The sequence below is a fragment of the Burkholderia sp. BCC1972 genome, from assembly GCF_905339605.1.
Taxonomy (GTDB): domain Bacteria; phylum Pseudomonadota; class Gammaproteobacteria; order Burkholderiales; family Burkholderiaceae; genus Burkholderia.
Genome location: NZ_CAJPGH010000027.1, coordinates 14,912 through 41,881, shown reverse-complemented (window position 1 = coordinate 41,881; position 26,970 = coordinate 14,912). Strand labels below are relative to the sequence as shown.

Here is a 26,970-nt window from a genome sequence, read left to right as displayed (position 1 = left end):
GCCGGAAGCGATCATGGATGTGAATGTGAACGTGAACGAAGCGAATCGCCGGGCGAGGGTGCCGCAGGCGCCCGTGGCGGGCCGCGACAACTGGCGCCGCGTGCTGCGCGCATGCGCGTCGATGGCCGACCGCATCGCCGGTGCCGGGCCCGACACGCAGCCCGCGCTGGCCGTGCGCGAAGCGCATCCGCGCACGCAAGTCTGGGTGTCGCGGTACGCGGTGCCGCTGCTGCTGGCCACGCTCGTCTGCGCGCTCGCGACGCTCGCGGCGAGCGCGCTGCTGCGCGTGTTCGACCTGTCGAACGTCGTGATGCTGTTCCTGATGACGGTCGTGCTGATCGCGCTGCGACTCGGCAGGCTGGCCGGCGCGTGGGCCGCGTTCGTCTGCGTCGGCTGCTTCGACTTCTTCTTCGTCGAGCCGAGGCTGTCGTTCGCGGTGTCCGATACGCAGTACGTGTTCACGTTCGCGCTGATGCTTGCCGTCGCGCTCGCGATCGGCCAGCTCGCGGCACGCCTGCGCGCGGAGGCGCGCGCCGCGCGGGCGAACGAGAAGCGCTCGGCGGCGCTCGCGCGTGTCGCGCACGATCTGTCGGCCGCGATCGAGACCGAACAGATCGCGTCGATCTGCACCGGCACGATCGCGCCGCTGCTCGGCGTGCGCGTCGCGCTCGTGCTGCCCGATGCGGATGACCGGCTGACGCTCGCGCGGCATGCGCGGTTCGTCGACGTACCGACGGCACGCTGGGTCTACGAAAATGCCCGCACGGCCGGTTGCGGATTGCCGCCGTTCGAGCGCGCGGCCGCGCTGTACCTGCCGCTGAAGGCGCCGATGCGCGTACGCGGCGTGCTCGTGCTGTTCGGCGATGCGCAGCCGGTGCCGACCGATCCGGACGACCGCCGGCTGATCGATGCATTGTGCTCGTCGATCGCGATGGCGCTCGAGCGCGTGCACTACGTCGGCGTCGCGCAGCACACGCTGGTCCGGATCGAAGGCGAGCGCTTGCGCAACGCGCTGCTCGCCGCCGTGTCGCACGACCTGAAGACGCCGCTCACCGCGATCCGCGGGCTCGCCGAGACGCTGGAGCGGCCCGAGCGGCTCGCGCACGGGCAACCGGCCGCGCTCGCGCACGGCATCCGCAACCAGGCCGAGGCGCTGCACGGGCTCGTCGTAAACCTGCTTGACCTCGCGCGGATGCAGAGCGAAGGCGTGCGGCTCAATCGCGAGTGGCACATGCTCGACGAGATCGTCGGCAGCGCGCTCGCGCACTCGGCCGGCGTGCTGGCCGGCCGCGACGTGAGCGTCGACCTGCCGGCCGACCTGCCGCTGATCGACGTCGATGCGCTGCTGATCGAGCGCGTGCTGATGAACCTGCTCGACAACGCCGCGAAATACGCGGGTGCGGAGGCGGCCGTGGCGGTGCGCGCACGCGTGTTCGGCGAAACGCTGTACGTATTCGTCGAGGACGACGGGCCCGGTTTCATCGCGCGCAACACCGAGCCGCTGTTCGAGCCGTTCGAGCGCGAACGCAAGGAATCGTCGATCAGCGGCGTGGGGCTCGGGCTCGCCCTGTGCCGCAGCATCGTCAACGCGCACGGCGGCTCGATCCGCGCGGTGCCGCTCGATCCGCACGGCGCGCGGTTCGAGATTCGCCTGCCACTGGGCGCGCCGCCCGATATCGAACACGAGAGCCGGACATGATCAGATCGCGCGTATTGATCGTCGAGGACGAAGCGGACATTCGCCGCTTCGTGCGGATGGCGCTGGAACAGGAAGGGCTCGACACCTGCGAGGCGTCGACGGCCCGCGAGGCGCGGATGTATGCGTCGAGCAGCAAGCCCGATCTCGTGATCGTCGATCTCGGGCTGCCGGACGACGACGGCAAGGCCTTCATCCGCGAGTTGCGCCAATGGTCGACGGTGCCGGTGATCGTGCTGTCGGCGCGGCAGCAGGAGGTGGAGAAGGTCGCGGCGCTCGATGCGGGCGCCGACGATTACCTGCCCAAGCCGTTCGGCGTGCCCGAACTGCTCGCGCGGGCGCGCGCGCAGTTGCGGCGCGCGGCGTTCGTGTCGGCCGACGGGCAAGCGTCGTCGATCGTGCGGTTCGGCGACGTGACCGTCGATCTCGGCCGGCACGAAGTCGCGCGTGGCGGCGAGCCCGTGCATCTGACGCGCCTCGAATTCCGGCTGCTCGCCGCGCTGATCCGCGCGCGCGGCGGCGTGGTTGCCGCGCGGCAGCTGCTGGCCGAAGTCTGGGGCATTCACGACGCCGAGCGCGCGCACTACGTGCGCGTGTACATGACGAACCTGCGCCAGAAGCTCGAGCCGGTGCCGGCGCGGCCGCGGCACCTGATGACGGAACTGCAGTTCGGCTACCGGCTGGTCGGTCTGGAAACGGTCGGCGTGCCGCGCGAGGTCTAGACAGCCTTTGCGAGGTATCCGGTTGCCACCTTACGCCGCGGGAAAGCCGGAATTCAGCCTCGTGTAATCGATAATGAATTGAAAATTAAGGAGAATCGCGGCCCACGGCCATAATCCGCCGACAATTAGAGATAAACACGGATTGCTGGCGCCATCCCGGAAAAGGCAAAGTTGTATGTACAACTTGGCGCGTCGCCGGAAGGGGCGATTGCCGGGTTGGAAGGGTTCCCGGCGGGCAGTCCGGCCGGAACCCGGCCCAGTTTGCCTCTGACAGGAACGCCATGAAGAAACTCGCGCTCAGTATTGCCCTTGCCTGCATCGCGGTCGGTGCCCACGCCAAGGATTGGTCGACGATCCGGTTCGGCGTCGACGCCAGCTATCCGCCGTTCGAATCGAAGGACGCAAGCGGCAAGGTCGTCGGCTTCGACGTCGATCTCGGCAACGAGATCTGCGCCCGCCTGAAGGCGAAATGCGTGTGGATCGAGAACGACTTCGACGGGATGATCCCCGCGCTGAAGGCGAAGAAGTTCGACGGCGTGCTGTCGTCGATGTCGATGACGCCGGCGCGCGCCGAGCAGATCGCGTTCTCCGACAAGCTGTTCAACACGCCGACGCGCCTCGTCGCGAAGAAGGGCACGAACCTGCAGCCGACGGCCGAATCGCTGAAGGGCAAGTCGGTCGGCGTCGAGCAGGGCACCATCCAGGAAACCTACGCGAAGGCCTACTGGGCGCCGAAGGGCGTGCAGGTCGTGCCTTACCAGAACCAGGACGGCGTGTACCAGGACCTGATGTCCGGCCGCCTCGACGCGGCGCTGCAGGACGCGGTGCAGGCCGACATCGGATTCCTGAAGACGCCGCGCGGCGCGAACTTCGAATTCGCCGGCAAGGACCTCGACGATCCGAAGACGCTCGGCAACGGCGCCGGCATCGGCCTGCGCAAGGACGATGCCGACCTGAAGGCGAAGATCGACCATGCGATCGCCGACATCATCAAGGACGGCACGTACAAGAAGCTCGAGAAGAAGTACTTCGCGTTCGACGTCTACGGCGGCTGACGCTCCATGCGGCGCGCACCGGTTGTGGCGCGCGCCGCGTGTGTTGCGGGTGCAACCCGCTTCGCGTGATGCGTCCGACTTGATGAGCAGGGTGCATCAGGTAGTGCGTAGATATCGTTTGATGCGCGGGTAATGGCTATTGACAATCCAGCCACCTCGCTCTGGACTCCTCATATGATCTTCCAAGGATTTGGCCCGCTGCTGTGGGCCGGCACGGTCGAGACCGTGAAGCTCGCGGTGCTGTCGCTCGCCGCCTCGCTCGTGCTGGGGCTTGCCGGCGCGGCGGCGAAACTGTCGGCGAACCGCGTGCTCAAGTCGATCGGCACGTTCTATACGACGCTGATCCGCGCGGTGCCGGACCTCGTGCTGATGCTGCTGCTGTTCTACGGGATCCAGATCCTGCTGAACAACGTGACCGACCTGATCGGCTGGGACCAGATCGACATCGACCCGTTCGTGGCCGGCGTCGTGACGCTCGGCTTCATCTACGGCGCGTACTTCACCGAGACGTTCCGCGGCGCGTTCCTCGCGGTGCCGCGCGGCCAGCTCGAAGCCGGCTTCGCGTACGGGATGAGCGGCTGGCGCGTGTTCCACCGCATCCTGTTCCCGCAGATGATGCGCTTCGCGCTGCCCGGCATCGGCAACAACTGGCAGGTGCTCGTGAAGGCCACCGCGCTCGTGTCGATCATCGGTCTCGCCGACGTCGTGAAAGCGTCGCAGGATGCCGGCAAGAGCACGCTCGATTTCTTCTTCTTCACGCTGGCTGCGGGCGCGATCTACCTCGCGATCACGACGGTGTCCAACGTCGTGCTGCATCACCTCGAGAAGCGTTATTCCGTCGGTGTCCGGAGGCTCGCACTGTGATCGAACTCGTCAGCCAGTACTGGCAAAGCTATCTCTATACCGACGGCTACCGTTTCAGCGGCCTCGCGATCACGCTGTGGCTGCTGGTCGTGTCGATCGCGCTCGGTTTCGCGCTCGCCGTGCCGCTCGCGATCGCGCGCGCGTCGTCGAACCGCTGGATCTCGGGCCCCGTCTGGCTCTACACGTACGTGTTCCGCGGCACGCCGCTCTACGTGCAGCTGCTGATGTGCTACACGGGCATCTACAGCCTGCAGGTCGTGCACAACCACGTGCTGCTCGACACGTTCTTCCGCAACGCGATGAACTGTACGCTGCTCGCGTTCGTGCTGAACGAATGCGCGTATGCGACGGAGATCTTCGCCGGTGCGATCAAGGCGACGCCGGCCGGCGAGATCGAAGCCGGGATGGCCTACGGGATGTCGCGCTTCAAGCTCTATACGCGCATCATCCTGCCGTCCGCGCTGCGCCGCTCGCTGCCGAGCTACAGCAACGAAGTGATCCTGATGCTGCACGCGACGACGCTCGCGTTCACCGCGACCGTGCCCGACATCCTGAAGGTCACGCGCGACGTCAATTCGGCAACCTACATGTCGTTCCAGGCCTACGGCATTGCCGCCGTGCTGTACGCCGTCGTCGTGTTCGCGCTCATCTGGGCGTTCCGCAAGCTGGAGACGCGCTGGCTCGCGTACCTCTCGCCGCGCAGCCACTAACGCATCCGCAAGATTCGCAAGGAAGGACCCAGCATGTACAAGCTTACCGTTGACAACCTGCACAAGAAATTCGGCGACAACGAGGTGTTGAAGGGCGTGTCGATGAAGGCGAAGGCCGGCGACGTCATCAGCATCATCGGCTCGAGCGGCTCCGGCAAGAGCACGTTCCTGCGCTGCATCAACTTCCTCGAGCAGCCGTGCTCGGGGCAGATCACGATCGGCAGCGAGGCGATCCAGACCACGCGCGACCGCAACGGCTCGTTGCGCGTGGCCGACCAGAAGCAGCTGCAGCGGATGCGCACGAAGCTGTCGATGGTGTTCCAGCACTTCAACCTGTGGGCGCACATGACGGTGCTCGAGAACGTGATCGAGGCGCCGATGGCCGTGCTCGGGATCGGCAAGGATGAAGCGATCGAACGGGCGCGCAAGTACCTGGAGAAGGTCGGCCTCGCGCCGCGCGTCGAGGGCATGTATCCGTCGCACCTGTCGGGCGGGCAGCAGCAGCGCGTCGCGATCGCGCGTGCGCTCGCGATGGAGCCCGAAGTGATGCTGTTCGACGAGCCGACGTCGGCGCTCGATCCGGAACTGGTGGGCGAAGTGCTGAAGGTGATGCAGAAGCTGGCCGAGGAAGGCCGCACGATGATCGTCGTCACGCACGAGATGGGCTTCGCGCGCAACGTGTCGAATCACGTGATCTTCCTGCATCAGGGGAAGATCGAGGAAGAGGGCGATCCGCAGCAGATTCTCGTGAATCCGAAGAGCGAGCGGCTCGGGCAGTTCCTGTCGGGGCGGTTGAAGTAAGACCGCGTGCGGGATTTGCATCAACGCCCGTGAAGTCGTCGCGGCTTCACGGGCGTTGATGCGAACCACGCCTACTGTTGCGCGAGCGCGTCCGTCAACGGCCGCTGCGCGACACGCACGAGATTGTCGCGGCCCGCACTCGGGCTCGACCATTGCAGGTGCATGCTGGCCGGTCCGTTCGCATGCACGTACTCCACGCGGATCGGCACGTTCCGCTTCTGCGCGAGGTGGATGCGGCCCTTCGCGGTCGCGAGCCCCGGCTGTTCCTTGTCGATCACCTTGCGCCCGTCGATCCACACGCGCGCGACGTTGTCGCTCGTCACGCTGAACGTGTAGTCGTCGCCCTTCGGAATATCGAGCGCGCCGGTCCAGCGGATCGCATAGTTCGTCGCATTCATCCCCTTCGACGCATCGGGCGAATCGGTGCCGCGCTCGGTGTTCAGGTCGAAATCGACCAGCGGCGTGATCGACGAGAACACCGGCGTCGTGAACGTCGTGTCGTTGTAGTACGTCGCGTTCAGCACGCGCAGCCGCGAGCTGAATGCGCTCGCGAGCGCCTGCACCTCGGCCGTGCTCCACGGGTGGCCGTCGGGGTAGAGCGTGCCCTGGAACGGCGTGGCCGGCTCGACGGTGGCCGGCGCGGATGCCGTCTGCCCCCAGTGGAAGCGCGTATTCGTGCGGCCGATCATCAGTTCCCACACGAGGAAGCCCGTCTTGCCGCCGTACGTCGACGCGATGCCGGCCATCGTCTGGCCGGCCTGGCCGCCCGGCCAGCCGCGCTGCAGCGTTTCCGAATTCAGGCTGTCGAGCAGGCTCGGCGGCAGCGAGTAGTCGGGCGTCGTCGCGTTGAGCGCATACGGGTGGAACGCATGGAAGTCGGAGAAGTAGTCGCCTTCCGCCTCCTGCACGTTCGGTGAATTGATCGGCTGCGTCGCGCCCGCGTTCAGGATCGCGATGCGCGCGTCGTTCATCATCAGCGCGCGCGTCGGCTGCAGCGCGCCGTTGCCGCTGCAGCCGGGCTCGTTCATCGGTTCCCAGTACAGGATGCGCGGATCGTTGCGGTGCGCGGACACGAAATCGGCGATGTAGTGCTGCAGGTCCTGCTTGTACGTGGTCGACGCGCCCGCCGCGACCGGCTGCAGGTACTGCTGCTCGACCGACTGCCCGGGCGACTGCACCCAGCGGCTGTTGTGCACGCCGAAGATCGGCGCGGGCTGCGGGCCGTATGCGGGATCGACGTGCCAGCAGTCGTCGTAGAAGATCGGCGCGACCTTCAGGCCGTGGCGCGCGGCGATCTCGAGCAGGCTGTCGAACTTCGCGAGGAACGCATCGCGGTCGTTGACCCAGTTCAGGTAGTGCAGGTAGACGGTGATCGTGTTCATCCCGTACGTCTGCGCGTAGTCGAGCTCGCGGTCGACGATCGCCGGATCGTAGTTCTGCCAGAAGTCGATCGCGTTGACGGCATTCCACGGGTTGTACACGGCGCCGACCACGCGCGAGAAGTCGTACGTTGCCGGCGCGACGTCCGGATAGCGGCTGACGGTCACGTTGCTGAACGCGACGCTCGCGCCGAAGCGGCGCAGCCCGAACGCACCCGCGCGCAGCGCGGTCGTCAGGCCGCTCGTCGCGTCGTTGATGCTGATCACCTGCGTGCCGTCGACATAGACGTCGATCGCGTTGTTGCGCGTGACGACCTTCAGGTGATGCGTGCTGCCCGGCACGATCGCGGGCGCCGGGTAGTCGACGAAGTCGGTCCAGTTGTTCTGCTCGCGGCCGACCTGCACGACGTGCCGTACCGCGTCGAGCCCGATGTAGTAGCCCGTCAGTGCGTCGGTGCCGACCGTCGGGTTCGTCACGTGCACGATGAAGCCCGCGTTCGCGGTATTGGCGCCGGGTGCCGGTGCGCCGATCGTGACGTCCGCTTCGTACGATGCGTGACCGTACGCCGGATGCTGCGCGTTCGTGACGAGCTTCGCGCCGTCCGTGCTCGTGCCGTCGATCCGGATCATGTTCGCCCCGCCGCTCGTCCAGGCCGGGCCGTACGTATCGAAGTCGGCGAGCGTCAGCGTTTGCGTGTCGGTCGCGACAGGCGGCGCCGGCGGTGCATAGGGCGGCACGCCGCGCGACGACACGCGCAACGCGGGCGTCGGCCCCGGCAGGCCGAGCGTGACGAGCTGGTTCGGGAAGTGCGACGGGCCGCCGTACCCGGCATTCATGAAATCGCCGGATGCCGCGGGATTCGCGGCGGCGGCACTGTCGCTCGCCGCGGCGTCGATGGCGGCACGCGCGGCGAGTGCCGATGCGGACGGGGCGGACGAATCATCGCCGCCGCATGACGCGAGCAGCACGACGACCGCCAGTGCGGCGGGTTTGAGACGAGACGTGATAGTCATTCTGGACTCCGGATGAATGAGGAGAAGCGGACGACTGGTGACTCGATGCGGATGCAGCGGTATCCGGACAGGACGCGTCGCGGAACGGTAGGCGTGTGATGTGCGGACGGGCGGAGCGGGCAGCGCGGCGGGTTCGCGCGCATTCGCTTCCGGTCGCCGTCTCGTCGTGTTGCCTTGTGGTGGCTCGGGGTTCTGCCCGATGCCGACGCAAGTATAGAAATGCTTTTAAATTATTACTAATAATTTAGCGATGGTGTTTACCCTGAAGCAGGCGACGGCCGAGGGTAAGGCGGACGGGAAGGGACGCGTGGCAAGGCGGCGGGCGGCGAATGCGCCGCGCCGTCGGGTGTTCGGCGGGAAGGCTAAGGCGAAGGCGGGCGCGTACTTACGCGCTGGCCGATTGCGCGGCCGTTTCGACGGTCCGCACCGAGCCGCGCTCGACCAGCGGCCCGTCGAGCTTGATCGCGCGGCGGCGCACGGGCATCCCGACCGCGCGGTTCTGCTCTTCCTGCAGCAGGATCTCGACGGCCCAGCGGCCGAGCTCGTAGTTCGGCAGCACGATCGTCGACAGCGGCGGGTGCGTGTGCCGCGCGATTTCCTGGTCGTCGTAGCCGAGCACCGACACGTCGTCGGGCACGCGCATCCCGAGATGCTTGACTGCCTCGATCGCGCCGATCGCCATCAGGTCGTTCGCGCAGAAGATCGCGGTGGGCGGGTTCGGCTCGCGCAGCAGCGACAGCGTCTGCTCGAAGCCGGTATCCGAACCCCAGTCGCCGTCGCGCACGAGCTCCGGCGCGAACGGAATGTCGGCCGTCGCGAGCGCGGTGCGATAGCCCTTCAGGCGATCCTTCGCGGCGTCCTGCCACGGCTCGCCGTTGACGTAGCCGATGCGCCGGTGGCCCGCACGCAGCAGGTATTCGGTCGCCGCATGCCCGCCCGCGACTTCGGCCGGCACGATCGACGACAGCCCGCTTTCGGCCGTATAGCAGTTGAGCAGCACGGCCGGCACGCGCAGCAGCTCGGGCGGCAGCGTGACCTTGCGCGTATAGACGGTCGCATAGACGACGCCGAGCAGGTTCGGCATCGCGAGCACCGAATCGAGCACCTGGCGCTCGATGTCGACGTTGCCGTGCGTCGAGTACACGGCGAGCAGCTTGCCGTTCGCATAGGCCGCGTCGCGTGCGCCGTCGATGTTGACGACCGGATGCGGGCTCGTCGAGATCTCGTCGGCGAGATAGACGATCAGGTCGCGCTCGCCGTCGTGCGTCATCGCCACTTCGCGCGGCAGGAAGCGATAGCCGAGCTCGTGCGCGATCTTCAGCACCTTCTCGCGCGTGGTGTCCGAGAACTTGGTGCCCGCCGCGTTGTTCAGCACGAGGGAGACGGTGGATTGCGACACGCCGGCAAGCTTGGCGATGTCGGTCATCGTGGGGCGACGTTGAGTAGAGCGTTTCACGGTAGGAGCGCGGTCCGGCCTCGGCAGGATGGGCAAATGAATCGGTAATGAGCGGGTCGGATCAATCTGACTCGACGGTAACATCGGCAAATCTGGCCGGCAATCAAGCTTTACGCGTGCTTTGCCGGATGCGTCGACGTCGAGATAATAATATCAACAAATATTATTGACCACGCGTGCCGCGCCGTGCCATCCTTTGCCGCACCTGCCCGCGGCCGGCGCCGTATGCCGTCCGGCGGGGTCGTCAGTCTCGCGTCCGGGGATGATCGATGATGCCGATGGAACTACCGCGCAGCGCCAACCTGATCGAATTGACCAGCGCCACGGCCCGCGTGTGCGTCGCGCCGAAGGTCGGCGGCTCGATCGCCGCCTACTACGAGGTCGAGCGCGACCGCCAGCGGCACTGGTTCCGGCCTGCCACCGCCGAGGCGGTCGCGAGCGGCGACCCGCTCGGCATGGCGAGTTTCCCGCTGTTCCCCTACTGCAATCGCATCCGCGACGCGAAGTTCGCATTCGACGGCCGCACGATCGACCTGTCCGGCCCGCACGATGCATTCCGGCATGCGCTGCACGGCCACGGCTGGAGCCGGCCGTGGCAGGTCGGGCGACAGGACGCCGCCTCGGTCGAGCTGCACTTCGAGCACCGCCCCGAGCGCGGCCGGCAGGGCGACTGGCCGTTCCGCTACGAGGCGCGCCAGACGATCCGGCTGGACGGCGGCAGCCTGTCGATCACGCTGTTCGCGCGCAATCTCGACGCGCTGCCGATGCCGTTCGGCATGGGCCATCATCCGTATTACGTCCGGACCTCGCGCACGCTCGTCAGGGCGCAGGTGGACGCCATGTGGCACATCGACGACGACGTTTTGCCGACCCGCGTCGGCGCGCATCCGGCCGTCGATGCGCTGCGCGACGGGCTGCGGGTCGAGGCGTTCGATCTCGACAACAATTTCGTGGGCTGGGCACGCGAGGCCGCGGTGATCTGGCCCGAGCGCGGCTGCCAGGTCGTGTTGTCGGCGCAGCGGCCGTTCGACCAGCTCGTCGTGTTCGCACCCGCCGGCGCCGACGCGCTGTGCGTCGAGCCCGTGACGAACACGACGGACTGCTTCAACGTGGGCGCGCGCGACCGCGCCGCGCCCGTCGGCGGCTGCGTGCTGGCGCCCGGCGAGTCGCTGGAAGCCACGCTGCGCTGGACGCCTGGCCCGATCTGAGCGGGCGCCCCGGCGGTACGGGATTATCCCGAGTCGGGCAGGCGATAATATCGAGTAATAATATTAATTCGTGACGCCGGAGCCGACCGTGTGTGCCACGGCGTGCGGGTCGATCACAACACAACACTTGGAGACGATGATGCCGAGCCGTGCAAAGCTGCAACGTATCGTGGTGACGATGGGTGTGACGCTCGGATGCGTCGCGATCGCGCAGGCGCAGGACAATGCGCAGAAGGTCGGGTCGAGTTCCGCGCAGACCTGCACGAATCCGAAGCCGGGCAGCGTGAAGCTGACCGATCTGGTGGTCGGCTTCTCGCAGTCGGAGAACGAACAGAACCCGTTCCGCGCGACCGAAACCGCATCGGTGCGCGCCGCTGCGAAGGCGGCTGGCGTCAAGCGGCTGCTGTATACGAATGCGAACGCGAACCAGGCGAAGCAGGTCGCCGACATCGAAAGCATGATCAACCAGGGCGCGCAGGCGCTGATCGTCGCGCCGAACGATTCGACCGGCCTGCAGCCCGCACTCGCGCAGGCACGCGCGAAGGGCATCCCCGTCGTGACGATCGACCGGCAGACGGCCGGCACGCCGTGCCAGGATTTCATCACGTTCCTCGGCTCCGACTTCTTCCGGCAAGGGCAGCGTGCCGCGCAGGCGCTCGCCGATGCGACCGGCGGCAAGGCGACGATCGCCGAGATCCAGGGCGGCTACGGCAATACCGTCGAGAGCCAGCGAACCGACGGTTTCGCCGACGGCCTGAAGAAATTCCCGAACATGAAGATCGTCGCGTCGCAGACCGCGAACTGGTCGGCCACCGAAGCGCAGAAGGTGATGGAGCAGGTGCTGCTCGCGCATCCCGACGTGACCGCCGTCTACGCGCAGGCCGACACGATGGCGCTCGGCGCGATGACCGCGCTGCGGCAGGCCGGCAAGCAGCGCGGCGTGACGGTCGTGTCGATCGACGGCACGAAGGATTTCGTCACCGCGATCGCGAACGGTTCGGCCGCGGCGAGCGTCGAGACGAACCCGCGCTTCGGCCCGCTCGCGTTCAAGTCGCTCGAAGCGTGGTTCGCCGGCAAGCCAGTCGCGCAGAAGCAGATCATGGACGATGCGCTGTACGACAAGGCGAACGCGAAGCATTCGCTCGAAGCGAACCTCGTCTACTGATCCGCGGGCAACCGGTCCACAAAACCGCTCACACGCGAACGCGAGGCGCACGATGGATGCAACGCTTCCCGCCGGACCCGGCGCCGACGATGGCACCGGCGGCAGACCGGTCGTGCTCGAGACGCGCGGCGTCGGCAAGACGTTCGGGGTCGTGCGTGCGCTCGACGGCGTGTCGCTGACCTTGCGCGCAGGCGAGGTGCACGGGCTGATGGGCGAGAACGGCGCCGGCAAGTCGACGCTGATCAAGATCCTCACCGGCTTTCACCAGCCCGATGCGGGCGAGATCCGTGTCGACGGCGCGCCCGTGTCGTTCGACAGCCCGCGTGCCGCGCAGCGCGCGGGCATCTGCGCGGTCTACCAGGAAATCAACCTGATCCCGGAACGCAGCGTGGCCGAGAACATCTTCCTCGGCCACGAGCCGCGCCGGTTCGGCCCGTGGATCGATCGCCGCGCGATGCTGGCGCGTACGCGCGAGATCGTCGAGCGCTTCGGGCTCGACGTCGATCCGGCCGACAAGGTCGGTTCGCTCGGGCTCGGGCAGCAGCAGATGGTGTCGATCGCGCGCGGCGTGTCGCTCGGCGCGCGCGTGCTGATTCTCGACGAACCGACGTCCGCGTTGAGCGGTGCGGAAGTGGAGGTGCTGTTCGGCGCCGTCGACCAGTTGCGCGCGACCGGCATCGCGATCGTGCTCGTGAGCCATCGGCTGTCCGAGTGCTACCGGATGTGCGACCGGCTCACGGTGCTGCGTGACGGCGCGGTGGTGCGCAGCGATACGCCCGACCGGCTGCCGCGCATGGCGCTGATTTCGGCGATGCTCGGCCGCGAGGTCGGCACGCATGGCCCGCGCGAACAGGCGGAAGCCGCCGCTGCCGCTACAGCGCAGGAGCCGGCACTCGCCGTCGACGGGTTGCGTTGGGGCACGCGTTTGCGCGACGTGTCGTTCCGCGTCGCGCCGAAGGAGATCGTCGGGCTCGCGGGCCTGCTCGGCGCGGGGCGCACCGAAACGTTCAAGGCCGTGTTCGGCGCGCAGCCGCCGGATGGCGGCGCGGTGCGCGTCGGCGGCCACGCGCTCGATGGTGCGGATCCGTCGCGCGCGATTCGCGCGGGGCTCGCGTTCCTGTCCGAGGATCGTCGCTCGGAAGGCATTTTCTCGAAGCTGTCGGTGCGCGAGAACATCGTCGTCTGCGTGCTGCCGCGCATCGCGCGCTTCGGCTTCATCTCCGTGCGCAAGCAGGAAGCGCTCGTCGAGCGCTACATCCGCGAGCTGGGCATCAAGACGTCGCACGCGGGTGCGCCGATCTCGACGCTGTCCGGCGGTAACCAGCAGAAGGCGCTGATCGCGCGCTGCCTGTCGACCGAGCCGTCGGTGCTGCTGCTCGACGATCCGACGCGCGGCATCGACGTCGGCGCGAAGGCGGAAGTGCACGATCTCGTCAAACGGCTCGCCGATGCAGGGCTCGCCGTCGTCGCGACGTCGTCGGAGATGGAAGAACTGCTCGAGCTGGCCGACCGGCTCGTGATCCTGCATGAAGGCGCGACGAGCGGCGAGCTGTCGACGCGCGGCGCGAGCCCCGACGACGTGACCGCGTTGCTCGCGAACCAGGCGTAGCGCGCCGGATATCGATTTGAGGATGAGGAAAGCGTGAACCTTGCCAACCTGATGAGCGAACCGGATGAAGCACGCCGCACGTCGCGCCGCTCGCTGTTCGCGCAGGCGCGCGACCACAGCGTGTATCTCGCGTTCGTCGCGCTCGCCGTCTTCAACCTGGTCGTCACGCCCGGTTTCTCGAATCCGCTCGCCGCGCGCAGCCTGCTGTTCCAGGCCGCGCCGATCGTGCTGATCGCGCTCGGGCAGAACCTCGCGATCGCGACGCGCGGGATCGACCTGTCGGTCGGTTCGGTGATGGCGCTGTCGAGTGCGATCATCGCCGTGTGCTTGCCGTATGGAACGGGCGCGGCATTCGCGGCGGCCATTGCGATCGGGCTCGCGGTCGGCCTCTTCAACGGCGGGCTCGTCGCGCGGCTCGGCATCGATCCGCTGATTTCCGGGCTTGCGTTGCTGGTTGCCGCGCGCGGGCTGGCGCAAGCATTGCTCGGCGGCTCGCGCGTGAGCCTGCCGCCTTCCGATGCGTTCGATTTCATCGGCGTCGGCACGTTCGTCGGATTGCCGGTCGTGACGCTGATCGCGCTCGTGTGCGCGGCCGTCGTGTTCTTCGTCGTACGTAACACGACGTTCGGGCGCTACACGATCCTCGTCGGCGCGAGCCGCGATGCCGCGCATCTCGCCGGTGTTCCGGTGCGCCGTACGTTGCTCGCGGTTTATGCGGCGAGCGGCGCGCTGGCCGGGCTCGCCGGCCTGTTCGCCACCGCGCGTCTCGGCGCGGGCGATCCGAACTACGTCGGCGTGAACTTCGAACTCGATGCGATCGCCGCGTCGGTGATCGGCGGCACGCCGTTGTCGGGCGGGCGCGTATCGATCGTCGGCACCGTGTTCGGCGTGCTGCTGCTGCAACTGCTCGACGCCAGCTTCATCATGAACAATATCAGCTACACGTACGCGCAGATCCTGAAGGCCGCGTTCATCCTCGGCGCGCTGTACCTGCAGCGCTCGGGAGCCTGACATGTCGACCGCGCCGATTTCCACGCCTACCGCGCAGGACGCGAGCCGCGCCCGCCGCGCGCAGTTCGTCCGTCTCGTGCAGGCGCGCGGCGCGATCGCGATCCTCGTGCTCGTGTGCCTGATCGCCGGCCGCGTGTTTCCGCATTTCCTGAGCGCGCCGAACCTGCTCGACATCGTCGCGGCCGCCGCGTTCGTCGCGCTGATCACGATCGGGCAGAGCTTCGTCATCATCCTCGGCGGGTTCGACCTGTCGGTCGGCTCGCTCGTCGGGCTCGGCACCGTGATTGCCGCGTATGCGGCGCCGTATGGCTGGGGCGCGGCGCTCGCCGCACCCGTCTGCGCCGGGCTGATCGTCGGGCTCATGAACGGCTGGCTGATCGCACGGGCGCGGATGGCGCCGTTCATCGTCACGCTCGCCGCGCTGCTCGGGTTGAAAGGGCTGGCGCTCGTGCTCGCGAGCCAGGACATGCTGATCGCGAATCCCGGGTTCTTCGCGACGATCGCGAACGGTACGCTGTTCGGGATCGGCAATCTCGTCTGGATCGTGCTCGTCGCGTACCTCGTCGCCGCGTTCGTGCTGAATCACACGCGCTACGGCGCGGGCGTGTTCGCGATCGGCGGCAACGAGGAAGCCGCGCGGATGCTCGGCGTGAACGTCGAAGGGCTCAAGATCGTCACGTACGGGCTGAGCGGGGCGCTCGCGGGGCTCGCCGGCGCGCTGCTCGCGTCGCGGCTCGATTCGGGCCTGCCGGGCGCGGGCAACAGCTACGAACTGCAGTCGATCGCCGCGGCGGTGATCGGCGGCGTGCTGCTGACGGGCGGCGTCGGCACGCTGTTCGGGCCGCTCGCGGGCGTGCTGCTGCTCGGCGTGATCGAGAACGTGATCAACCAGGTCGGCACGTTGAGCCCGTACTACCAGAACCTCGCGAGCGGCGCGTTCCTGCTGCTCGCGGTGATCGCGCAGACGCTGCTGACGGGTAAGCGGCGCAAGCGGTGATGCGCACGGTTGCGTGCAGCTGCAAACTGGAACGCTAAATGCTTGTCACGCGTGATCCTTTCGATGAAGGAGCACGACGATGAGCACACCGACCACCACCGCCTTTTCCCACGTCAGGCCGCAGGACACCGTATTTCGCGGCGAAGGCCTGCGCGACTTCTTCCTGTATCGCGATCTTGGCATCGCGGCCGCGACGAACGGCAAGGTCGTCGCGCAACTCGTCAGGGCAAATCATGCACCGGAGGCGGGCACCGGCTGGCACCGTCACGAGGCCGAGTTCCATATCGTGATCATGCTGAAGGGCTGGGCGCGCTTCATGTACGGCGAACAGGAAACGCTGGTGGCCGCCGGCGACTGCGTGCACCAGGCGCCGGGGATCGTCCACTACCTGTTCGACTACTCGCCAGATATGGAGTACCTGGAGATCGTCGGGCCCGCCGATTTCAAGTCGATCGACGTCGACGGGCCGTGCGCGGTACCGACGCCGACGCCCTGGAGCGAGGCCGGCGCGTAGCTTTCACGCGTTGCTGCACACGCTGTCGACGAACCGCCTTCGGGCGGTTTTTTATTTCGCCATCGGCACCCGCGACGGGCTTCCTTCGCTTCGACGCGTTGCTTCGAATTCCCAAGCGTTCCCGAGCTGAAGATCCGGAAAGAAAGGAAAGGCATTCGTCAGCTTCGACGGCCGATTGGCGATGCGATGTCAAAGATCGTCAATTGCACGCACGCGCGGTGCACGGCCTGTCGACGACCGGCGTTAAGGAGGTACCAGCCGGATCACCGGCTGACCTATCCGGGAGAGTTTCACCATGAACCGCATCGCGAAGATCCTGACGGCAACCGCACTGGCTTGCGCCGTGCTCGTGCCGGCACTGGCCGAAGCGCATTCGCACCGCGTGTGCCACTTCGATCATCACCACCATCGCGTGTGCCGCTGGGTGCGGTAAACGTGGCTTTCCCCGGGGATGTCCCGGACGTTTTCATCTTTCAGGCAAATCAGGAGAGGATCATGAAAAAGACGATGTTGATCGCCGCGCTGGTCGCCGGCATGGGTATGTCGATCGGTGCGTTCGCGCAGGTTCCGGCCAGCGCGCCGGCCGGCACGACCGGTCTGTGCAAGGACGGCTCGTTCTACTCGGGCGCGTCGAAGAAGGGCGCATGTGCCGGCCACAAGGGCGTGAAGGCGTGGTACGGCGCATCGGCCGCTGCCGCGGCGAGCGCACCGGCAGCAGCACCGGCCACGGCGGCTTCCGCTGCGCCGGCATCGGGCGCCGCACCCGCGAAGAGCGCCGCCGCAACGACCGCAGCAGCGCCGGGCGGCGGTGCGGGCAAGGTGTGGGCGAACGACAGCACGAAGGTCTATCACTGCTCGACCGACAAGTACTACGGCAAGACGAAGCACGGCAGCTACATGTCGGAAGCCGACGCGAAGGCGAAGGGCTACCACGCGTCGCACGGCAAGGCCTGCTCGTAACGCGCAGGGCCGGCGCGCGCGTGCAATCGAGCGCGCGTCGTCCGAACGCGGCAGCACACGTCGCCCCGCCTCTCCGGCGGGGCGATTCATTTGCAGCGCCGTGCACGCTCAGTGCGCGAGATGTGATCGCGTTTCGGTCGCCGCGTCATCCCCGGTTGCGCGCGCATCGAGCAGCGCGCGCAGCGTGACGTAGTGGGTGCCGCTTGTGTCGCCTTCCGCGGTCGCGGTGCGATCGTACGGCTCGTTGTCGTGGATCGTTGCCCGCACGATCGGATAGATCTGCGTTTCCCACCGGCTGCCGTTGAACACGCCGTAGTGCCCCACACCCGTCTGTACGTGGTGCGTCTTCAGATACGGCGGTAAACCCGAACACAGTTCCTGCGCGGCCACCGTCTGGCCTACTGCGCAGATATCGTCTTTCTCGCCTTCGATCGTCAACAGCGCGGTGCGATGAATCGCAGCCGGTTCGACGAGCCTGTCGCCGACAATCAACTCGCCGCGCGCGAGCGCGTATTGCTGGAACACCTTCTCGACCGTTTCCAGATAGAACTCCGCGGTGAGATCGGCCGTCGCGAAGTATTCGTCGTAGAAGTGCCGCAGCGTGTCGGCTTTCGCTGGGTCGCCTTTTGCGCGTTCGTAGTACAGATCGGCGAACGACGCCGCATGCCGGTCCGGGTTCATCGACATGAACGCGCCCACTTGCACGAAGCCCGGATACACGCACCGCTGCGCGCCGACGAAACCCGTCGGCACCACGCTGATCAGGTTGCGCGCGAACCATTCGATCGGCTGGCTCGTCGCGAGTTCGTTGACCTTCGTCGGATTCACGCGGCAGTCGATCGGGCCGGCCATCAGCGTGAGGCTCGCCGGTTGTGCCGGATCGCCGCCGGCCGCCATCAGCGCAACTGCCGCCAGCGATGCGACGGTCGGTTGGCAGATCGCGAGCACGTGCGCGTCCGGGCCAATGTGGCGGATGAAGTCGATCACGTGCGTGACGTATTCGTCGAAACCGAAGCGGCCGGCTGCCAGCGGGATGTCGCGAGGGTTGTGCCAGTCGGTGATGTACACGTCGTGGTCGGCCAGCATCGTGCGTACCGTGCCGCGCAGCAGTGTCGCGAAGTGCCCGGACATCGGCGCGACGATCAGCACGCGCGGTTGGCGCGTGACCGCCCGCGCCTTGCGGAAATGCAGCAGCGTCCCGAACGGTGTCGTTGTCGCCGCTTCCTCGACGATCGGCACCGTTTCGCCGTCGACGACGATCGACTCGATCCCGAACGGCGGGCGCCGGTGCGAGAACGCGCAGCATTCGAGCAGTTCGCACAGCGCGTCGACCATGCGGCCCGTCGGTGTCGACGTCGCCGGCGGCCACAGCGACATCGTCGCGCGCGTGGCGGCTGCCCATGCGCGCGCCGGGCGCAGGCATTCAGCAGACCATTGATAAAACGGATAGGCAAGCAGGTTCATGGCCGTCGTTCGTTGCGCCGCAGTACAGGGAACGAGGCAAGCCGTGTGCCAGCATGCGGCTGGCACGCGCGTTGCACGCGGTTCGAGAGCGCGGCAGCGCAAGCGGCACGTGACGACGGATGGACGAAGGCGACGCGCCGCTGCGCCGTCACGGCGCGCGATACGTGCCGCGATGCCGTGCGACGTTGCGCCAGTTCGGCGAACGGGGCGCACAGGTGTGGTGCGGGCGGTCGCACGGCGCGTCCGTTTACGGTGCAGGGGCACGAACGACATTCAGCAGGGGAGTCACATGGAATCCAACGCACGGACGACGCTGACCATCAGCAGCCGCAATTACTCGTCATGGTCGATGCGCGGCTGGTTGCTCGCGAAGCTGAGCGGGCTCGCGTTCGAGACGATCAGCGTGCCGATCGATGCGACGTCGCGCGCGGAGTTGCTGCTGCTGTCGCCGTCGATCCTCGTGCCGTGCCTGACGCACGACGGCAACGCGGTGTGGGACACGCTCGCGATCGCCGAATACCTGAACGAGATCCGCCCGCAGGCGCGGCTGCTGCCCGACGACCGCCATGCACGCGCGCACTGCCGGTCGATTTGCGGCGAGATGCACTCCGGCTTCAGCGCATTGCGATCCGCGCTGCCGATGAACCTGCGCGGGCATTTCCCCGGCTTCCGGATCTGGTCGCGCGCGCAGCACGACATCGAGCGGATCGTGACGATCTGGCGCGAATGCCTCGCCGAGTACGGCGGCCCCTGGCTGTTCGGTGCGGAGATCGGCATTGCCGATGCGATGTACGCGCCGGTCGTCACGCGCTTCCTGACCTACGACGTGAAGCTCGAACCGGATGTCGCCGAATACTGCCTGCGCGTGCTCGCGCATCCGTTCGTCGCCGAGTGGATCGAAGCGGCGAAGGCCGAGCACGAAGACATCGACGAGCTCGACATGGAGTTCTGACGCACGCACTCGCCGCACACTTCCAATTTCGCGACATGCGCAAGAGACGAAACGAACATTCGATGCGCTCGCGCAACTCGCAAACGTTTTACCTTGATTTCGGTTCGAAACGAGGACGAATTCCCTAAAGGATGTTGAGCCCGATGACGTAAACGAGTCACGGGGATGACTCGCGATCGCACGCTTCAGACGTGCGACGCGCAGTCCGCAACAACCAGCGCAGCAGGGGGATCGACTTGTGAATCGTCAGCAATCGTGGACGCGTACGGCGGCGCCCGGGGAAATCATCTATTCCGAGGGCTTCGCCGGCGAGCCCGTCATCTTTCTGATTACCGACGGCAAGGTCGAGCTGTCCACGCGATGCGACGACAAGCGCGTCATCGTCGCGACGCTCGGCCGTGGCGAGTTCTTCGGCGAATCGGCGTTGCTCGCGGCCGAACCGCGAGCGCATACCGCGAAGGCGCTGTCGTTCTGTCAGCTCACCGTCGTGCCGGCCAGCATGCTCGATGACGAAATCGAGCGTGTGTCCGCGCTGCTGCGCCACATCGTGCGGACGATGATTCGCCGCGTGAAGCGCAAGGACGACCAGCTCGCCACCTACACGCATGGCGACTTCATGCCGGGCGTGCTGTCGTATGCGCACCTGCTGGCGCTGATGGCGAACGCCGATGGGCGCGAAGCCGCTGACACGTGGGCGCGCCGGCCGATGCAGGCCCATGCGGCCGAAACCTCGGTGCCGCTCGCCGAAGTGATCCGCAAATGCCGCGCGATTGCCGGCCACTCGCGCCCGCACGTGCTCGCGATGCTGCGACGCATGGAGAAGCTCAATCTCGTCACGATCGAAGCCGCGCAGGGTGACGCTGCCGGCAGCGCAACCGACCATGCGGCCTCGTCGGATGCGCGCCAGGTCGTCACGTTCGACGCCGCTCGCGTGATCGATCGCGCGCAGCAGGTGGCCGATCACGATCTCGACCTGTCGATCAACAGCGAACTCGAACTCATCGAACTGGCCGATCTCGAATCGCTGATCGGCGTCGACAGGACGCTGCTGCTCAGCAAGCTCTCGAACGGCGAGATCGCCGACGAAGTGTTCGCGTTCCGCAAATCGAAGGTGCTCAGTTTCGTCGAGCAGAAGGGCGTGGCGTACTTCTCGCGGCGCAACGCGCGTCGCGGCGGCGACGTGCGCACGCTGGAGGACATCGTGTGGGTCGACCAGCGCACGCTGTTCGACGTGATCAGCGCGTTCGATACGTACGACCTCGCGAAGCTGATCGCGAACCTCGACGATCGCGCCGTGGCCGACAAGCTGTTTTCCGTGATGACCGAGGCGCGGCGCAACGAAGTGTCGTGGGTCATGCGCCGCGAGATCAAGCTCGATCCGATCGAGGTCGAGGAAATCGAGCAGCGCGTGCTGGATGCCGTGCGTGTGGCGAAGGCGCCTGCGGCGGGCGTGGCGCCGGTAGCGTCGACGACGTCGTCGGATGCGTGAAACGGAGAAGCATATGGATCTGTTGACCCTGGCCGGTGTGGTGCTCGGCGGCGCGGCGATCGTGTTCGGTTTCGCGCTCGAAGGCGGGCATTTCTCGATGCTGTTCCAGTTCGAGGCGCTCGTGATCGTGCTCGGCGGCACGCTCGGCGCGGTGATGATCCAGAATACGTGGGCGCGTTTCTTCGACGCGGTGAAACAGCTGCGGCTCGCGTTCGTGCGGGCGCGCGAAGTCGATCGGAAGAACCTGTCCGACCTGCTCGAATGGGGCGATCGCGCGAAGCTCGACGGGTTGCTCGCGTTCGAATCGATGGACGTGAGCGGCATTCATCCGTTCGCGCGCCGCGGGCTCGAACTGCTCGCGAACGGCGTGTCGACCGCCGTGCTCGAGGATGCGTTGCAGCGCGAACTCGATGCGTACGAACGCAGCCGCCTCGCCGCCGTGCGCGTGTGGCAGCAGGCCGGCGGTTATGCGCCGACCTTCGGCATTCTCGGCTCGGTGCTCGGGCTCGTGCAGGTCACGAGCCATATTCTCGAACCCGCGCAGCTCGGACCGGGCATCGCGATGGCGTTCGTCGCGACGCTGTATGGCCTTGCGTTCGCGAACCTCGTGTTCCTGCCGCTGTACGGCAAGCTGCGCGCGCAGATCGACAGCGAGATGCGGTTCCGCAAGCTGTATCTCGACGGCTTGCTCGCGATTTCGCGCAAGGAGTCGCCGCATACGATCGAAACGCGCTTGACCGGCGACGTGCGCGGGCGCGCGGCGGAATCGCTGGCGTGATGTTTGTGCGCTTTGTGCTTGCGCCTGGGCCTGTATCTGTACCGCATGACGAACCCGGATTCCCGACAGCATGACTGCTCGAACTGACGGCGCATCCGCTGCCGATCGCGACGATGACGAACTCGAAGGCGCGCAGTCCGGACGCTGGCTGATTTCGTACGCGGATCTCATCACGACGCTGATGGTGCTGTTTCTCGCGCTGTACGTGCTGCAGCTCGCGAAATACAACGCGCTCGATGCGCGGTACCAGACGCTCGCGCGGCAGGCCGGTGGTGCTGCGACTGCCGCCGCCGAACCCGTCAAGTCCGACGCTGCGCCGCCGTGGCTCGCGTTGCTCGATTCGTTGAAGTCGAACGGCCGGATCTCGCTGGTGAAGGCGCCGCACGGTGTCGAGATCGGCATCGACGCGAAGATCCTGTTCAATGTCGGCGATGCGCGCTTGCTGCCCGATTCGTCGCCCGTGCTGAACCAGATTGCGCAGGCACTCAGCGATCACGCGACCGGCGACATCCTCGTCGAAGGCCACACGGATAACGTGCCGATCGCGAACGCGAAATACGAATCGAACTGGGAGCTGTCGTCGGCGCGTGCGGGCAGTGTCGTGCGCTACCTGACCGAGCGCGGTATCGCGCCGCATCGGCTGGCCGCGATCGGGCGGGCCGATACGCAGCCGCTCGTCGCGGGCGACGATGCTGCATCAAGGGCGCGAAACCGGCGCGTCACGATCTTTGTCGCGTACTGATTAGCGTGGTACTTGCGTTGTGCCAACGCATATAGGCAGCCGCATATGCCCGCCTGTCATCAACATAACGAATCTCGCATGATTGGTATCTGAAATCAGCGATGCGGTTCTGCGCGTGCATGCCGATAACCCAATCTGGCTCAGACCGAGCGGTTATCGAGGGTTCCCCATGCATTTCTGGCGCAAGCTTTCCATTCAGAACAAGCTGATTCTCAGCATGACGAGTTGCCTGCTCGTGTTCGTCGCGATATCGAGCGGGCTCAGCGTTCGTCTGATCGGCAACGCGGTGCGCGATCGCGTCGTCCGTGAGGAACTGCCGACCGCCGTGAACGGCATTCGCGCCGACGTGCAGCGCCAGATGGCAGGCCCGATCGCCGCGTCGCGCATCCTCGCGCGCGATGCGTTCCTGCTGCAATGGGAAGCCGACGGCGAACCCGATGCCGGCACGCGCAACTGGATCCAGTTCGCGAAGAACGTGAAGGACGAGCAGAAGGCCGCGTCCGTGCAGTGGGTGTCGGTGAAGAGCGGCAACTACTACAACGAAGCCGGCTTGCAGCGGAAGGTCACCGACAAGGATCAGTGGCTGACCAGCTTCCTGTCGTCCGGCAAGGCGTTCGACGTGAACATGGATCGCGAGGAGACCGTCGGCGGCTACATGATGTTCATCAACAGCCGCGTGGAAATCGACGGCGTGCCGATCGGCGCGGCATGCATGAGCCTGTCCGTCGATGCGCTCGCGAAGGGCATCTCGGCTTACCGGATCGGTGAGACCGGGTTTGCGTATCTCGTGCGCCCCGACGGCGCGATCATGATGCATCGCGATACGTCGCTGATCGACGGCAAGCATTTTCTAAAGGATGAGCCGGGGCTGCCGGGTGAAGCGTCGTCGACGCTGCTCGCTGGCAAGCCTTATGCGTATCTCAGCTACGAGGGCGACGGCGGCGCGCGGTTCATCGCGACGTCGTTCATTCCAGAGCTGAATGCGTATGTGGTCGTCCAGGTGCCGCAGGCCGAGCTGCTCGGGCCGGTGACGCGCGCGATCCGTAGTGCGGCGCTGGTGGCGGCTGTGGTGGGTCTTGGGGTTGCGCTACTCGTGATCTGGCTGGTGGGGCGCGCGATTGCCGCACCGATTCGTCGGGCGGCGACGTTGTTGTCGGAGATTGCGAGCGGTCAGGGTGATCTGACGCGCCGGATGACGGTCGAGAGCGAGGACGAGATCGGGCAGCTGTCGGACGCGTTCAACCGGTTCGTGTCGTCGCTGTCGACGCTGGTTCACCGGATTCGTGCGGCTTCGGCTTCGATCGCGACCGGGTCGGCGCAGATTGCTTCGGGGAATGTGGATCTCAGCGAACGCACCGAAGGGCAGTCGAGCAACCTGGAGCGGACGGCTTCGTCGATGGAAGAGATTACGGCCGTGGTGCGTAATAACACCGAGACGGCGACGACGGCCGCGAAGATGATTAACGGCGCGGCGGATACGGCGGCGCGTGGCGGGCAGGTGGTGGGCGAGGTCGTGACGACGATGGAGCAGATCAGCAACGCTTCGCAGCGGATCTCCGAGATCATCGTGATGATCGACAGTATCTCGTTTCAGACGAATATTCTGGCGCTGAATGCTGCGGTGGAGGCGGCGCGGGCGGGGGAGCAGGGGCGTGGGTTCGCTGTCGTCGCTTCGGAAGTGCGGAATCTGGCGCAGCGCAGCGCGCAGGCGGCGAAGGAGATCAAATCGCTGATCGAGCACAGCGCGGGGACGGTGGGTGCCGGGTCGCGGTTGGTTAGTGAGGCGGGGAAGGTGATGAGCGATGTTGTGTCGCAGGTTCAGGGCGTTAGCGCGATGATGAGCGAGATTGCGGAGGCTAGCCTGGAGCAGAGTGCCGGGATCGATCAGATCGGGGATGCGGTGCAGTCGCTCGATCAGATGACGCAGCAGAATGCGGCTTTGGTCGAGGAAAGCGCGGCGGCTGCGGAGAGTTTGAAGCAGCAGGCGGCGGAATTGACCAAGCTGGTTTCGGCTTTTAAGGTGGATGGGTAAGGGTTAATTTGCGGTTTAGACCTGAGATGTTTGTGAGGGCGGCTGCCGTGGGGTCACGGTGGCCGTTTTTGTTTGTTGGCGCTGGATTTGGCGGCGTCAATAGAAATGAAACGCATTTCCAGATTGCTGGGTTGGGGCGGGGACGGTGGTGCTTGTCGCCGTCATAGCTGCGGTGGGAGCGGAGGTTGTCGGGGTGCCGACGAATTCCTTATCCGGCTTATCGGCAGAAGGTTACGGCGAAGGTTGGTGCGGCTAGGGTGGGGGATCAGGCGGATCTGGGCAGGAAATATGCGGCCGAGGTGAATGCGAGGCTAGTTAAGCTCGCCGGGACGGTCAAGGTGAAAGGGTTTTCTGCGAAGGCGGGGTGTAGCGTGCAAAGCGTTGTCGCCGATGACCGGATGACGCCGCGCCGGATGGGCTGTTCTTGAAGTCGGATGACAGGAAGGTCAACCTGTTTGTTAAGACGGTTTCGCTTTTGAAGGCTTGCGAGAATACGGCCGATGCAGGGCTAAAGTCGACCGATGATGTTGCCGTTATCTCCGATAGCGAAGCTTTTTATACGAGCCTGTTCGGACGTGTTGCTACGGTGTTTCGGTTTGCCGAGTTGCCGGTCGAGCGGAAGCCGGTGGATGCCGTGGTGAAGGCATTGCAGATGGGTGAAAGTCGAGACGAGGTATCGGTGGTTGAGCTCGACTAAATCGGAAGTGTGTTTAAATTGTAAATCAGGGAAGCAAAAATTTTTCTGATGAAATTTTAACTGCAAAATCTATATAAAATGTCCCGCGGATCATCACGCCACAGCGAAGTTTTCAAGGCCGTACTAGACACGGCTGCTCGCCAGCTGCACATTGCGTCAAATGATGCCGCTGCATTTCATCATCGTGGTATTCGAGGCGATGAAAGAGCCGCAGCTCTTGCGAATTTCTTAAAGCAACACCTGCCAAGCAATATTGGAGTGGCAAAGGGGGAGGCGATTGACTTTCGTGATAAAAGGACCGGCCAACTGGACATACTGATCTATGACGCCGACATGTCGGCACCTATCAGCAGTCAATCCGAGAACGTCCTTGTGCCGGCGGAGAGTCTGCTTGCGGTAATTGAGGTAAAGAGTATTCTTACCCAGGATGATCTAAAAACGTGCTTCGCATCGGCACAGAATGTGCGGGCCATCCGACCGTTCAAACAGTCATTTGTTGGTGCGCGAGAGGACGGGAAGCCGGCGAAGGATGGCAATTTTCGCTGCCTGTATGTAATCTTCGCATATGATACCAATTTGAGTGTAAGCGATTGGGTAACGAAGGAGTTCGATCGGCTATTGGTTGCGGCTAAAGACGCAAAGGGTAAGATGAATTTGATTGATGTCGTTTACGTGCTTAATCGCGGAATGATTCACCCGTCAAAAGGCGCTGGTAAGGTGAACGATGAGGATCAAATGAACACCTTCCTAGAGTTCTACTTGCACTTGGTTAACTTTCTGAGGCGTGAGATGCCGAGGCGCCCAGCGATGGATTGGCAAGCCTATTCAACCAAAACCTCTAAGGGATGGAAGCAGTTGAAGGCATTGGGAACGTAGATCAATTGAATTCAGGACGGATTTTTGTAACGAGGCTACCAACGGCTTTGGTCTTAAAGCGATATAACTTTTATAGTGCGGCGTCACTCATGGACCCCACCAATTTTCTGAGGCTGTTCGTGCCAGGTTACTCCGATCTCAATGACGCGGAGCGAGCGGAAATTTCCAATTTCGTGCTTTTATGGAGTGCGATGGAGGGGCTCGTGTTGAATAGAAATGCGAACCCGACCTCGTTGCTTGCGGCCGTGAGTGTATTCGCCGAACGCGGCCAGTTGCGGCTAGATTTGTTTGAGGCGAGCTTGGCGTACTTCCGAGATCGTTACTTCCACGACGATGATTTTACGTATCATTTTGAAAATCTTTTGTTCCGGAGGCCAGATCGTCGTCCACTTGTGGAGGCCGTGCTGAGTGGACAGGATGACGACCTAGAGCACATCGTTGGTGCGTTGCTGCTCGTTACATATCGCTTGAGGAACAATCTATTCCATGGGGAAAAATGGGCTTATGGCATCCGAGGGCAACAAGCGAACTTTCGGCATGCCTCTGATGTTCTGATGTGCATCATCAAGTTGTACCAAGCCTAAACGATGGTTTGTGCTCTCTGCCGTTCAGCATAATGGAACGCCACATCGGGTCATTTGAGTAGAACCTGCGCACTACCTTCGACTGGAAATCAGCGATGAACCAGTCTGTTCTCCGATTCGGAGAGCGATCTATAAAGGCGGGCGGGTGACGCGCTGCTCTATGCTCCGGTAGATCGGCCATCAGCGTCAGTCAGC

General features: G+C 65.2%; 25 protein-coding genes. 22 read left to right on the top strand and 3 right to left on the bottom strand.

Going from position 1 to position 26,970, the window contains the following annotated elements:
• Positions 1 to 13 precede the first annotated feature (13 nt).
• The 6 genes from U5798_RS29675 (at position 14) to U5798_RS29650 (ending at position 5,848) form a co-directional block, all read left to right on the top strand.
• Positions 14 to 1,699, top strand: coding sequence for a DUF4118 domain-containing protein (locus tag U5798_RS29675; RefSeq protein WP_322084037.1), 1,686 nt, complete (start codon positions 14 to 16; stop codon positions 1,697 to 1,699).
• Entirely contained in the window at positions 1,696 to 2,418 is a 723-nt protein-coding gene (locus U5798_RS29670) for a response regulator (protein ID WP_322084036.1), read from the top strand. The genes U5798_RS29675 and U5798_RS29670 overlap by 4 nt, the downstream gene beginning before the upstream one ends.
• A 281-nt stretch (positions 2,419 to 2,699) precedes the next feature.
• On the top strand, positions 2,700 to 3,473 hold the full coding sequence (locus U5798_RS29665; protein ID WP_124455876.1) for an ABC transporter substrate-binding protein: 774 nt from the start codon (positions 2,700 to 2,702) through the stop codon (positions 3,471 to 3,473).
• Between the two features lie 174 nt (positions 3,474 to 3,647).
• Positions 3,648 to 4,337 (top strand): ABC transporter permease, encoded by a 690-nt coding sequence (locus tag U5798_RS29660; RefSeq protein ID WP_124455877.1) that lies wholly within the window; start codon positions 3,648 to 3,650, stop codon positions 4,335 to 4,337.
• On the top strand, positions 4,334 to 5,047 hold the full coding sequence (locus U5798_RS29655; protein ID WP_124455878.1) for an ABC transporter permease: 714 nt from the start codon (positions 4,334 to 4,336) through the stop codon (positions 5,045 to 5,047). Before U5798_RS29660 ends, U5798_RS29655 begins: the two co-directional genes overlap by 4 nt.
• Positions 5,048 to 5,080: 33 nt before the next feature.
• Positions 5,081 to 5,848 (top strand): ABC transporter ATP-binding protein, encoded by a 768-nt coding sequence (locus U5798_RS29650; RefSeq protein WP_322084035.1) that lies wholly within the window; start codon positions 5,081 to 5,083, stop codon positions 5,846 to 5,848.
• 71 nt (positions 5,849 to 5,919) lie between these two features.
• On the opposite strand, the gene U5798_RS29645 is transcribed toward U5798_RS29650, so the two are convergent.
• Positions 5,920 to 8,241: a PA14 domain-containing protein gene (locus tag U5798_RS29645; RefSeq protein ID WP_322084034.1), complete on the bottom strand. Its 2,322-nt coding sequence runs from the start codon at positions 8,239 to 8,241 to the stop codon at positions 5,920 to 5,922.
• Positions 8,242 to 8,626: 385 nt separating this feature from the next.
• Positions 8,627 to 9,667: a LacI family DNA-binding transcriptional regulator gene (locus U5798_RS29640; protein ID WP_124455881.1), complete on the bottom strand. Its 1,041-nt coding sequence runs from the start codon at positions 9,665 to 9,667 to the stop codon at positions 8,627 to 8,629.
• Between the two features lie 302 nt (positions 9,668 to 9,969).
• On the opposite strand from U5798_RS29640, the gene U5798_RS29635 reads away from it, so the two are divergent.
• The 8 genes from U5798_RS29635 to U5798_RS29600 all read left to right on the top strand — a co-directional run bounded on the left by U5798_RS29635 (position 9,970) and on the right by U5798_RS29600 (position 17,161).
• Entirely contained in the window at positions 9,970 to 10,905 is a 936-nt protein-coding gene (locus U5798_RS29635) for an aldose 1-epimerase (RefSeq protein ID WP_322084082.1), read from the top strand.
• A gap of 136 nt (positions 10,906 to 11,041) precedes the next feature.
• The gene (locus tag U5798_RS29630; RefSeq protein ID WP_124455882.1) at positions 11,042 to 12,070 is read left to right on the top strand and encodes an ABC transporter substrate-binding protein; all 1,029 of its coding nucleotides are present in this window, start codon (positions 11,042 to 11,044) and stop codon (positions 12,068 to 12,070) included.
• A gap of 52 nt (positions 12,071 to 12,122) precedes the next feature.
• Positions 12,123 to 13,679: a sugar ABC transporter ATP-binding protein gene (locus tag U5798_RS29625; protein WP_322084033.1), complete on the top strand. Its 1,557-nt coding sequence runs from the start codon at positions 12,123 to 12,125 to the stop codon at positions 13,677 to 13,679.
• A 33-nt stretch (positions 13,680 to 13,712) separates the two neighbouring features.
• On the top strand, positions 13,713 to 14,690 hold the full coding sequence (locus U5798_RS29620; protein WP_322084032.1) for an ABC transporter permease: 978 nt from the start codon (positions 13,713 to 13,715) through the stop codon (positions 14,688 to 14,690).
• 1 nt (position 14,691) lies between these two features.
• The gene (locus tag U5798_RS29615; RefSeq protein WP_124455885.1) at positions 14,692 to 15,687 is read left to right on the top strand and encodes an ABC transporter permease; all 996 of its coding nucleotides are present in this window, start codon (positions 14,692 to 14,694) and stop codon (positions 15,685 to 15,687) included.
• Between the two features lie 79 nt (positions 15,688 to 15,766).
• Positions 15,767 to 16,201, top strand: a complete 435-nt coding sequence (locus U5798_RS29610) for a cupin domain-containing protein (protein WP_124455886.1) — start codon at positions 15,767 to 15,769, stop codon at positions 16,199 to 16,201.
• Between the two features lie 295 nt (positions 16,202 to 16,496).
• Entirely contained in the window at positions 16,497 to 16,634 is a 138-nt protein-coding gene (locus U5798_RS29605; protein WP_006488624.1) for an HHHH-motif protein, read from the top strand.
• A gap of 62 nt (positions 16,635 to 16,696) precedes the next feature.
• A complete protein-coding gene (locus U5798_RS29600) occupies positions 16,697 to 17,161 on the top strand; it encodes a DUF3761 domain-containing protein (protein ID WP_124455887.1) in 465 nt (154 codons plus the stop codon).
• A 108-nt stretch (positions 17,162 to 17,269) separates the two neighbouring features.
• Here the strand turns inward: U5798_RS29600 and U5798_RS29595 are convergent, their stop codons facing one another.
• Positions 17,270 to 18,625: a polyhydroxyalkanoate depolymerase gene (locus U5798_RS29595; protein ID WP_322084031.1), complete on the bottom strand. Its 1,356-nt coding sequence runs from the start codon at positions 18,623 to 18,625 to the stop codon at positions 17,270 to 17,272.
• A gap of 289 nt (positions 18,626 to 18,914) precedes the next feature.
• On the opposite strand from U5798_RS29595, the gene U5798_RS29590 reads away from it, so the two are divergent.
• The 8 genes from U5798_RS29590 to U5798_RS29555 all read left to right on the top strand — a co-directional run bounded on the left by U5798_RS29590 (position 18,915) and on the right by U5798_RS29555 (position 26,775).
• On the top strand, positions 18,915 to 19,577 hold the full coding sequence (locus U5798_RS29590) for a glutathione S-transferase family protein (RefSeq protein WP_322084030.1): 663 nt from the start codon (positions 18,915 to 18,917) through the stop codon (positions 19,575 to 19,577).
• Between the two features lie 238 nt (positions 19,578 to 19,815).
• Complete coding sequence (locus U5798_RS29585; RefSeq protein ID WP_322084029.1) at positions 19,816 to 21,066, top strand: cyclic nucleotide-binding domain-containing protein; 1,251 nt, start codon at positions 19,816 to 19,818, stop codon at positions 21,064 to 21,066.
• 13 nt (positions 21,067 to 21,079) lie between these two features.
• Positions 21,080 to 21,844 (top strand): flagellar motor protein, encoded by a 765-nt coding sequence (locus tag U5798_RS29580; RefSeq protein WP_124455891.1) that lies wholly within the window; start codon positions 21,080 to 21,082, stop codon positions 21,842 to 21,844.
• Between the two features lie 70 nt (positions 21,845 to 21,914).
• On the top strand, positions 21,915 to 22,586 hold the full coding sequence (locus U5798_RS29575; RefSeq protein WP_322084028.1) for a flagellar motor protein MotB: 672 nt from the start codon (positions 21,915 to 21,917) through the stop codon (positions 22,584 to 22,586).
• A gap of 169 nt (positions 22,587 to 22,755) precedes the next feature.
• Positions 22,756 to 24,618, top strand: coding sequence for a methyl-accepting chemotaxis protein (locus U5798_RS29570; protein ID WP_322084027.1), 1,863 nt, complete (start codon positions 22,756 to 22,758; stop codon positions 24,616 to 24,618).
• A 424-nt stretch (positions 24,619 to 25,042) separates the two neighbouring features.
• Positions 25,043 to 25,315: a hypothetical protein gene (locus U5798_RS29565; RefSeq protein WP_322084026.1), complete on the top strand. Its 273-nt coding sequence runs from the start codon at positions 25,043 to 25,045 to the stop codon at positions 25,313 to 25,315.
• A gap of 78 nt (positions 25,316 to 25,393) precedes the next feature.
• The gene (locus tag U5798_RS29560; RefSeq protein ID WP_322084025.1) at positions 25,394 to 26,191 is read left to right on the top strand and encodes a DUF6602 domain-containing protein; all 798 of its coding nucleotides are present in this window, start codon (positions 25,394 to 25,396) and stop codon (positions 26,189 to 26,191) included.
• A gap of 89 nt (positions 26,192 to 26,280) precedes the next feature.
• Positions 26,281 to 26,775, top strand: a complete 495-nt coding sequence (locus U5798_RS29555) for a hypothetical protein (RefSeq protein ID WP_322084024.1) — start codon at positions 26,281 to 26,283, stop codon at positions 26,773 to 26,775.
• The last annotated feature ends 195 nt before the right edge of the window (positions 26,776 to 26,970 follow it).

What these genes read in the sequence shown, in the direction of transcription:
- U5798_RS29675 (WP_322084037.1), top strand. Translation starts at nt 14, where the DNA reads ATGGATGTGAATGTGAACGTGAACGAAGCGAATCGCCGGGCGAGGGTG.
- U5798_RS29670 (WP_322084036.1), top strand. Translation starts at nt 1,696, where the DNA reads ATGATCAGATCGCGCGTATTGATCGTCGAGGACGAAGCGGACATTCGC.
- U5798_RS29665 (WP_124455876.1), top strand. Translation starts at nt 2,700, where the DNA reads ATGAAGAAACTCGCGCTCAGTATTGCCCTTGCCTGCATCGCGGTCGGT.
- U5798_RS29660 (WP_124455877.1), top strand. Translation starts at nt 3,648, where the DNA reads ATGATCTTCCAAGGATTTGGCCCGCTGCTGTGGGCCGGCACGGTCGAG.
- U5798_RS29650 (WP_322084035.1), top strand. Translation starts at nt 5,081, where the DNA reads ATGTACAAGCTTACCGTTGACAACCTGCACAAGAAATTCGGCGACAAC.
- U5798_RS29645 (WP_322084034.1), bottom strand. Translation starts at nt 8,241, where the DNA reads ATGACTATCACGTCTCGTCTCAAACCCGCCGCACTGGCGGTCGTCGTG.
- U5798_RS29640 (WP_124455881.1), bottom strand. Translation starts at nt 9,667, where the DNA reads ATGACCGACATCGCCAAGCTTGCCGGCGTGTCGCAATCCACCGTCTCC.
- U5798_RS29635 (WP_322084082.1), top strand. Translation starts at nt 9,970, where the DNA reads ATGCCGATGGAACTACCGCGCAGCGCCAACCTGATCGAATTGACCAGC.
- U5798_RS29630 (WP_124455882.1), top strand. Translation starts at nt 11,042, where the DNA reads ATGATGCCGAGCCGTGCAAAGCTGCAACGTATCGTGGTGACGATGGGT.
- U5798_RS29625 (WP_322084033.1), top strand. Translation starts at nt 12,123, where the DNA reads ATGGATGCAACGCTTCCCGCCGGACCCGGCGCCGACGATGGCACCGGC.
- U5798_RS29615 (WP_124455885.1), top strand. Translation starts at nt 14,692, where the DNA reads ATGTCGACCGCGCCGATTTCCACGCCTACCGCGCAGGACGCGAGCCGC.
- U5798_RS29610 (WP_124455886.1), top strand. Translation starts at nt 15,767, where the DNA reads ATGAGCACACCGACCACCACCGCCTTTTCCCACGTCAGGCCGCAGGAC.
- U5798_RS29605 (WP_006488624.1), top strand. Translation starts at nt 16,497, where the DNA reads ATGAACCGCATCGCGAAGATCCTGACGGCAACCGCACTGGCTTGCGCC.
- U5798_RS29600 (WP_124455887.1), top strand. Translation starts at nt 16,697, where the DNA reads ATGAAAAAGACGATGTTGATCGCCGCGCTGGTCGCCGGCATGGGTATG.
- U5798_RS29595 (WP_322084031.1), bottom strand. Translation starts at nt 18,625, where the DNA reads ATGAACCTGCTTGCCTATCCGTTTTATCAATGGTCTGCTGAATGCCTG.
- U5798_RS29590 (WP_322084030.1), top strand. Translation starts at nt 18,915, where the DNA reads ATGGAATCCAACGCACGGACGACGCTGACCATCAGCAGCCGCAATTAC.
- U5798_RS29580 (WP_124455891.1), top strand. Translation starts at nt 21,080, where the DNA reads ATGGATCTGTTGACCCTGGCCGGTGTGGTGCTCGGCGGCGCGGCGATC.
- U5798_RS29575 (WP_322084028.1), top strand. Translation starts at nt 21,915, where the DNA reads ATGACTGCTCGAACTGACGGCGCATCCGCTGCCGATCGCGACGATGAC.
- U5798_RS29570 (WP_322084027.1), top strand. Translation starts at nt 22,756, where the DNA reads ATGCATTTCTGGCGCAAGCTTTCCATTCAGAACAAGCTGATTCTCAGC.
- U5798_RS29560 (WP_322084025.1), top strand. Translation starts at nt 25,394, where the DNA reads ATGTCCCGCGGATCATCACGCCACAGCGAAGTTTTCAAGGCCGTACTA.
- U5798_RS29555 (WP_322084024.1), top strand. Translation starts at nt 26,281, where the DNA reads ATGGACCCCACCAATTTTCTGAGGCTGTTCGTGCCAGGTTACTCCGAT.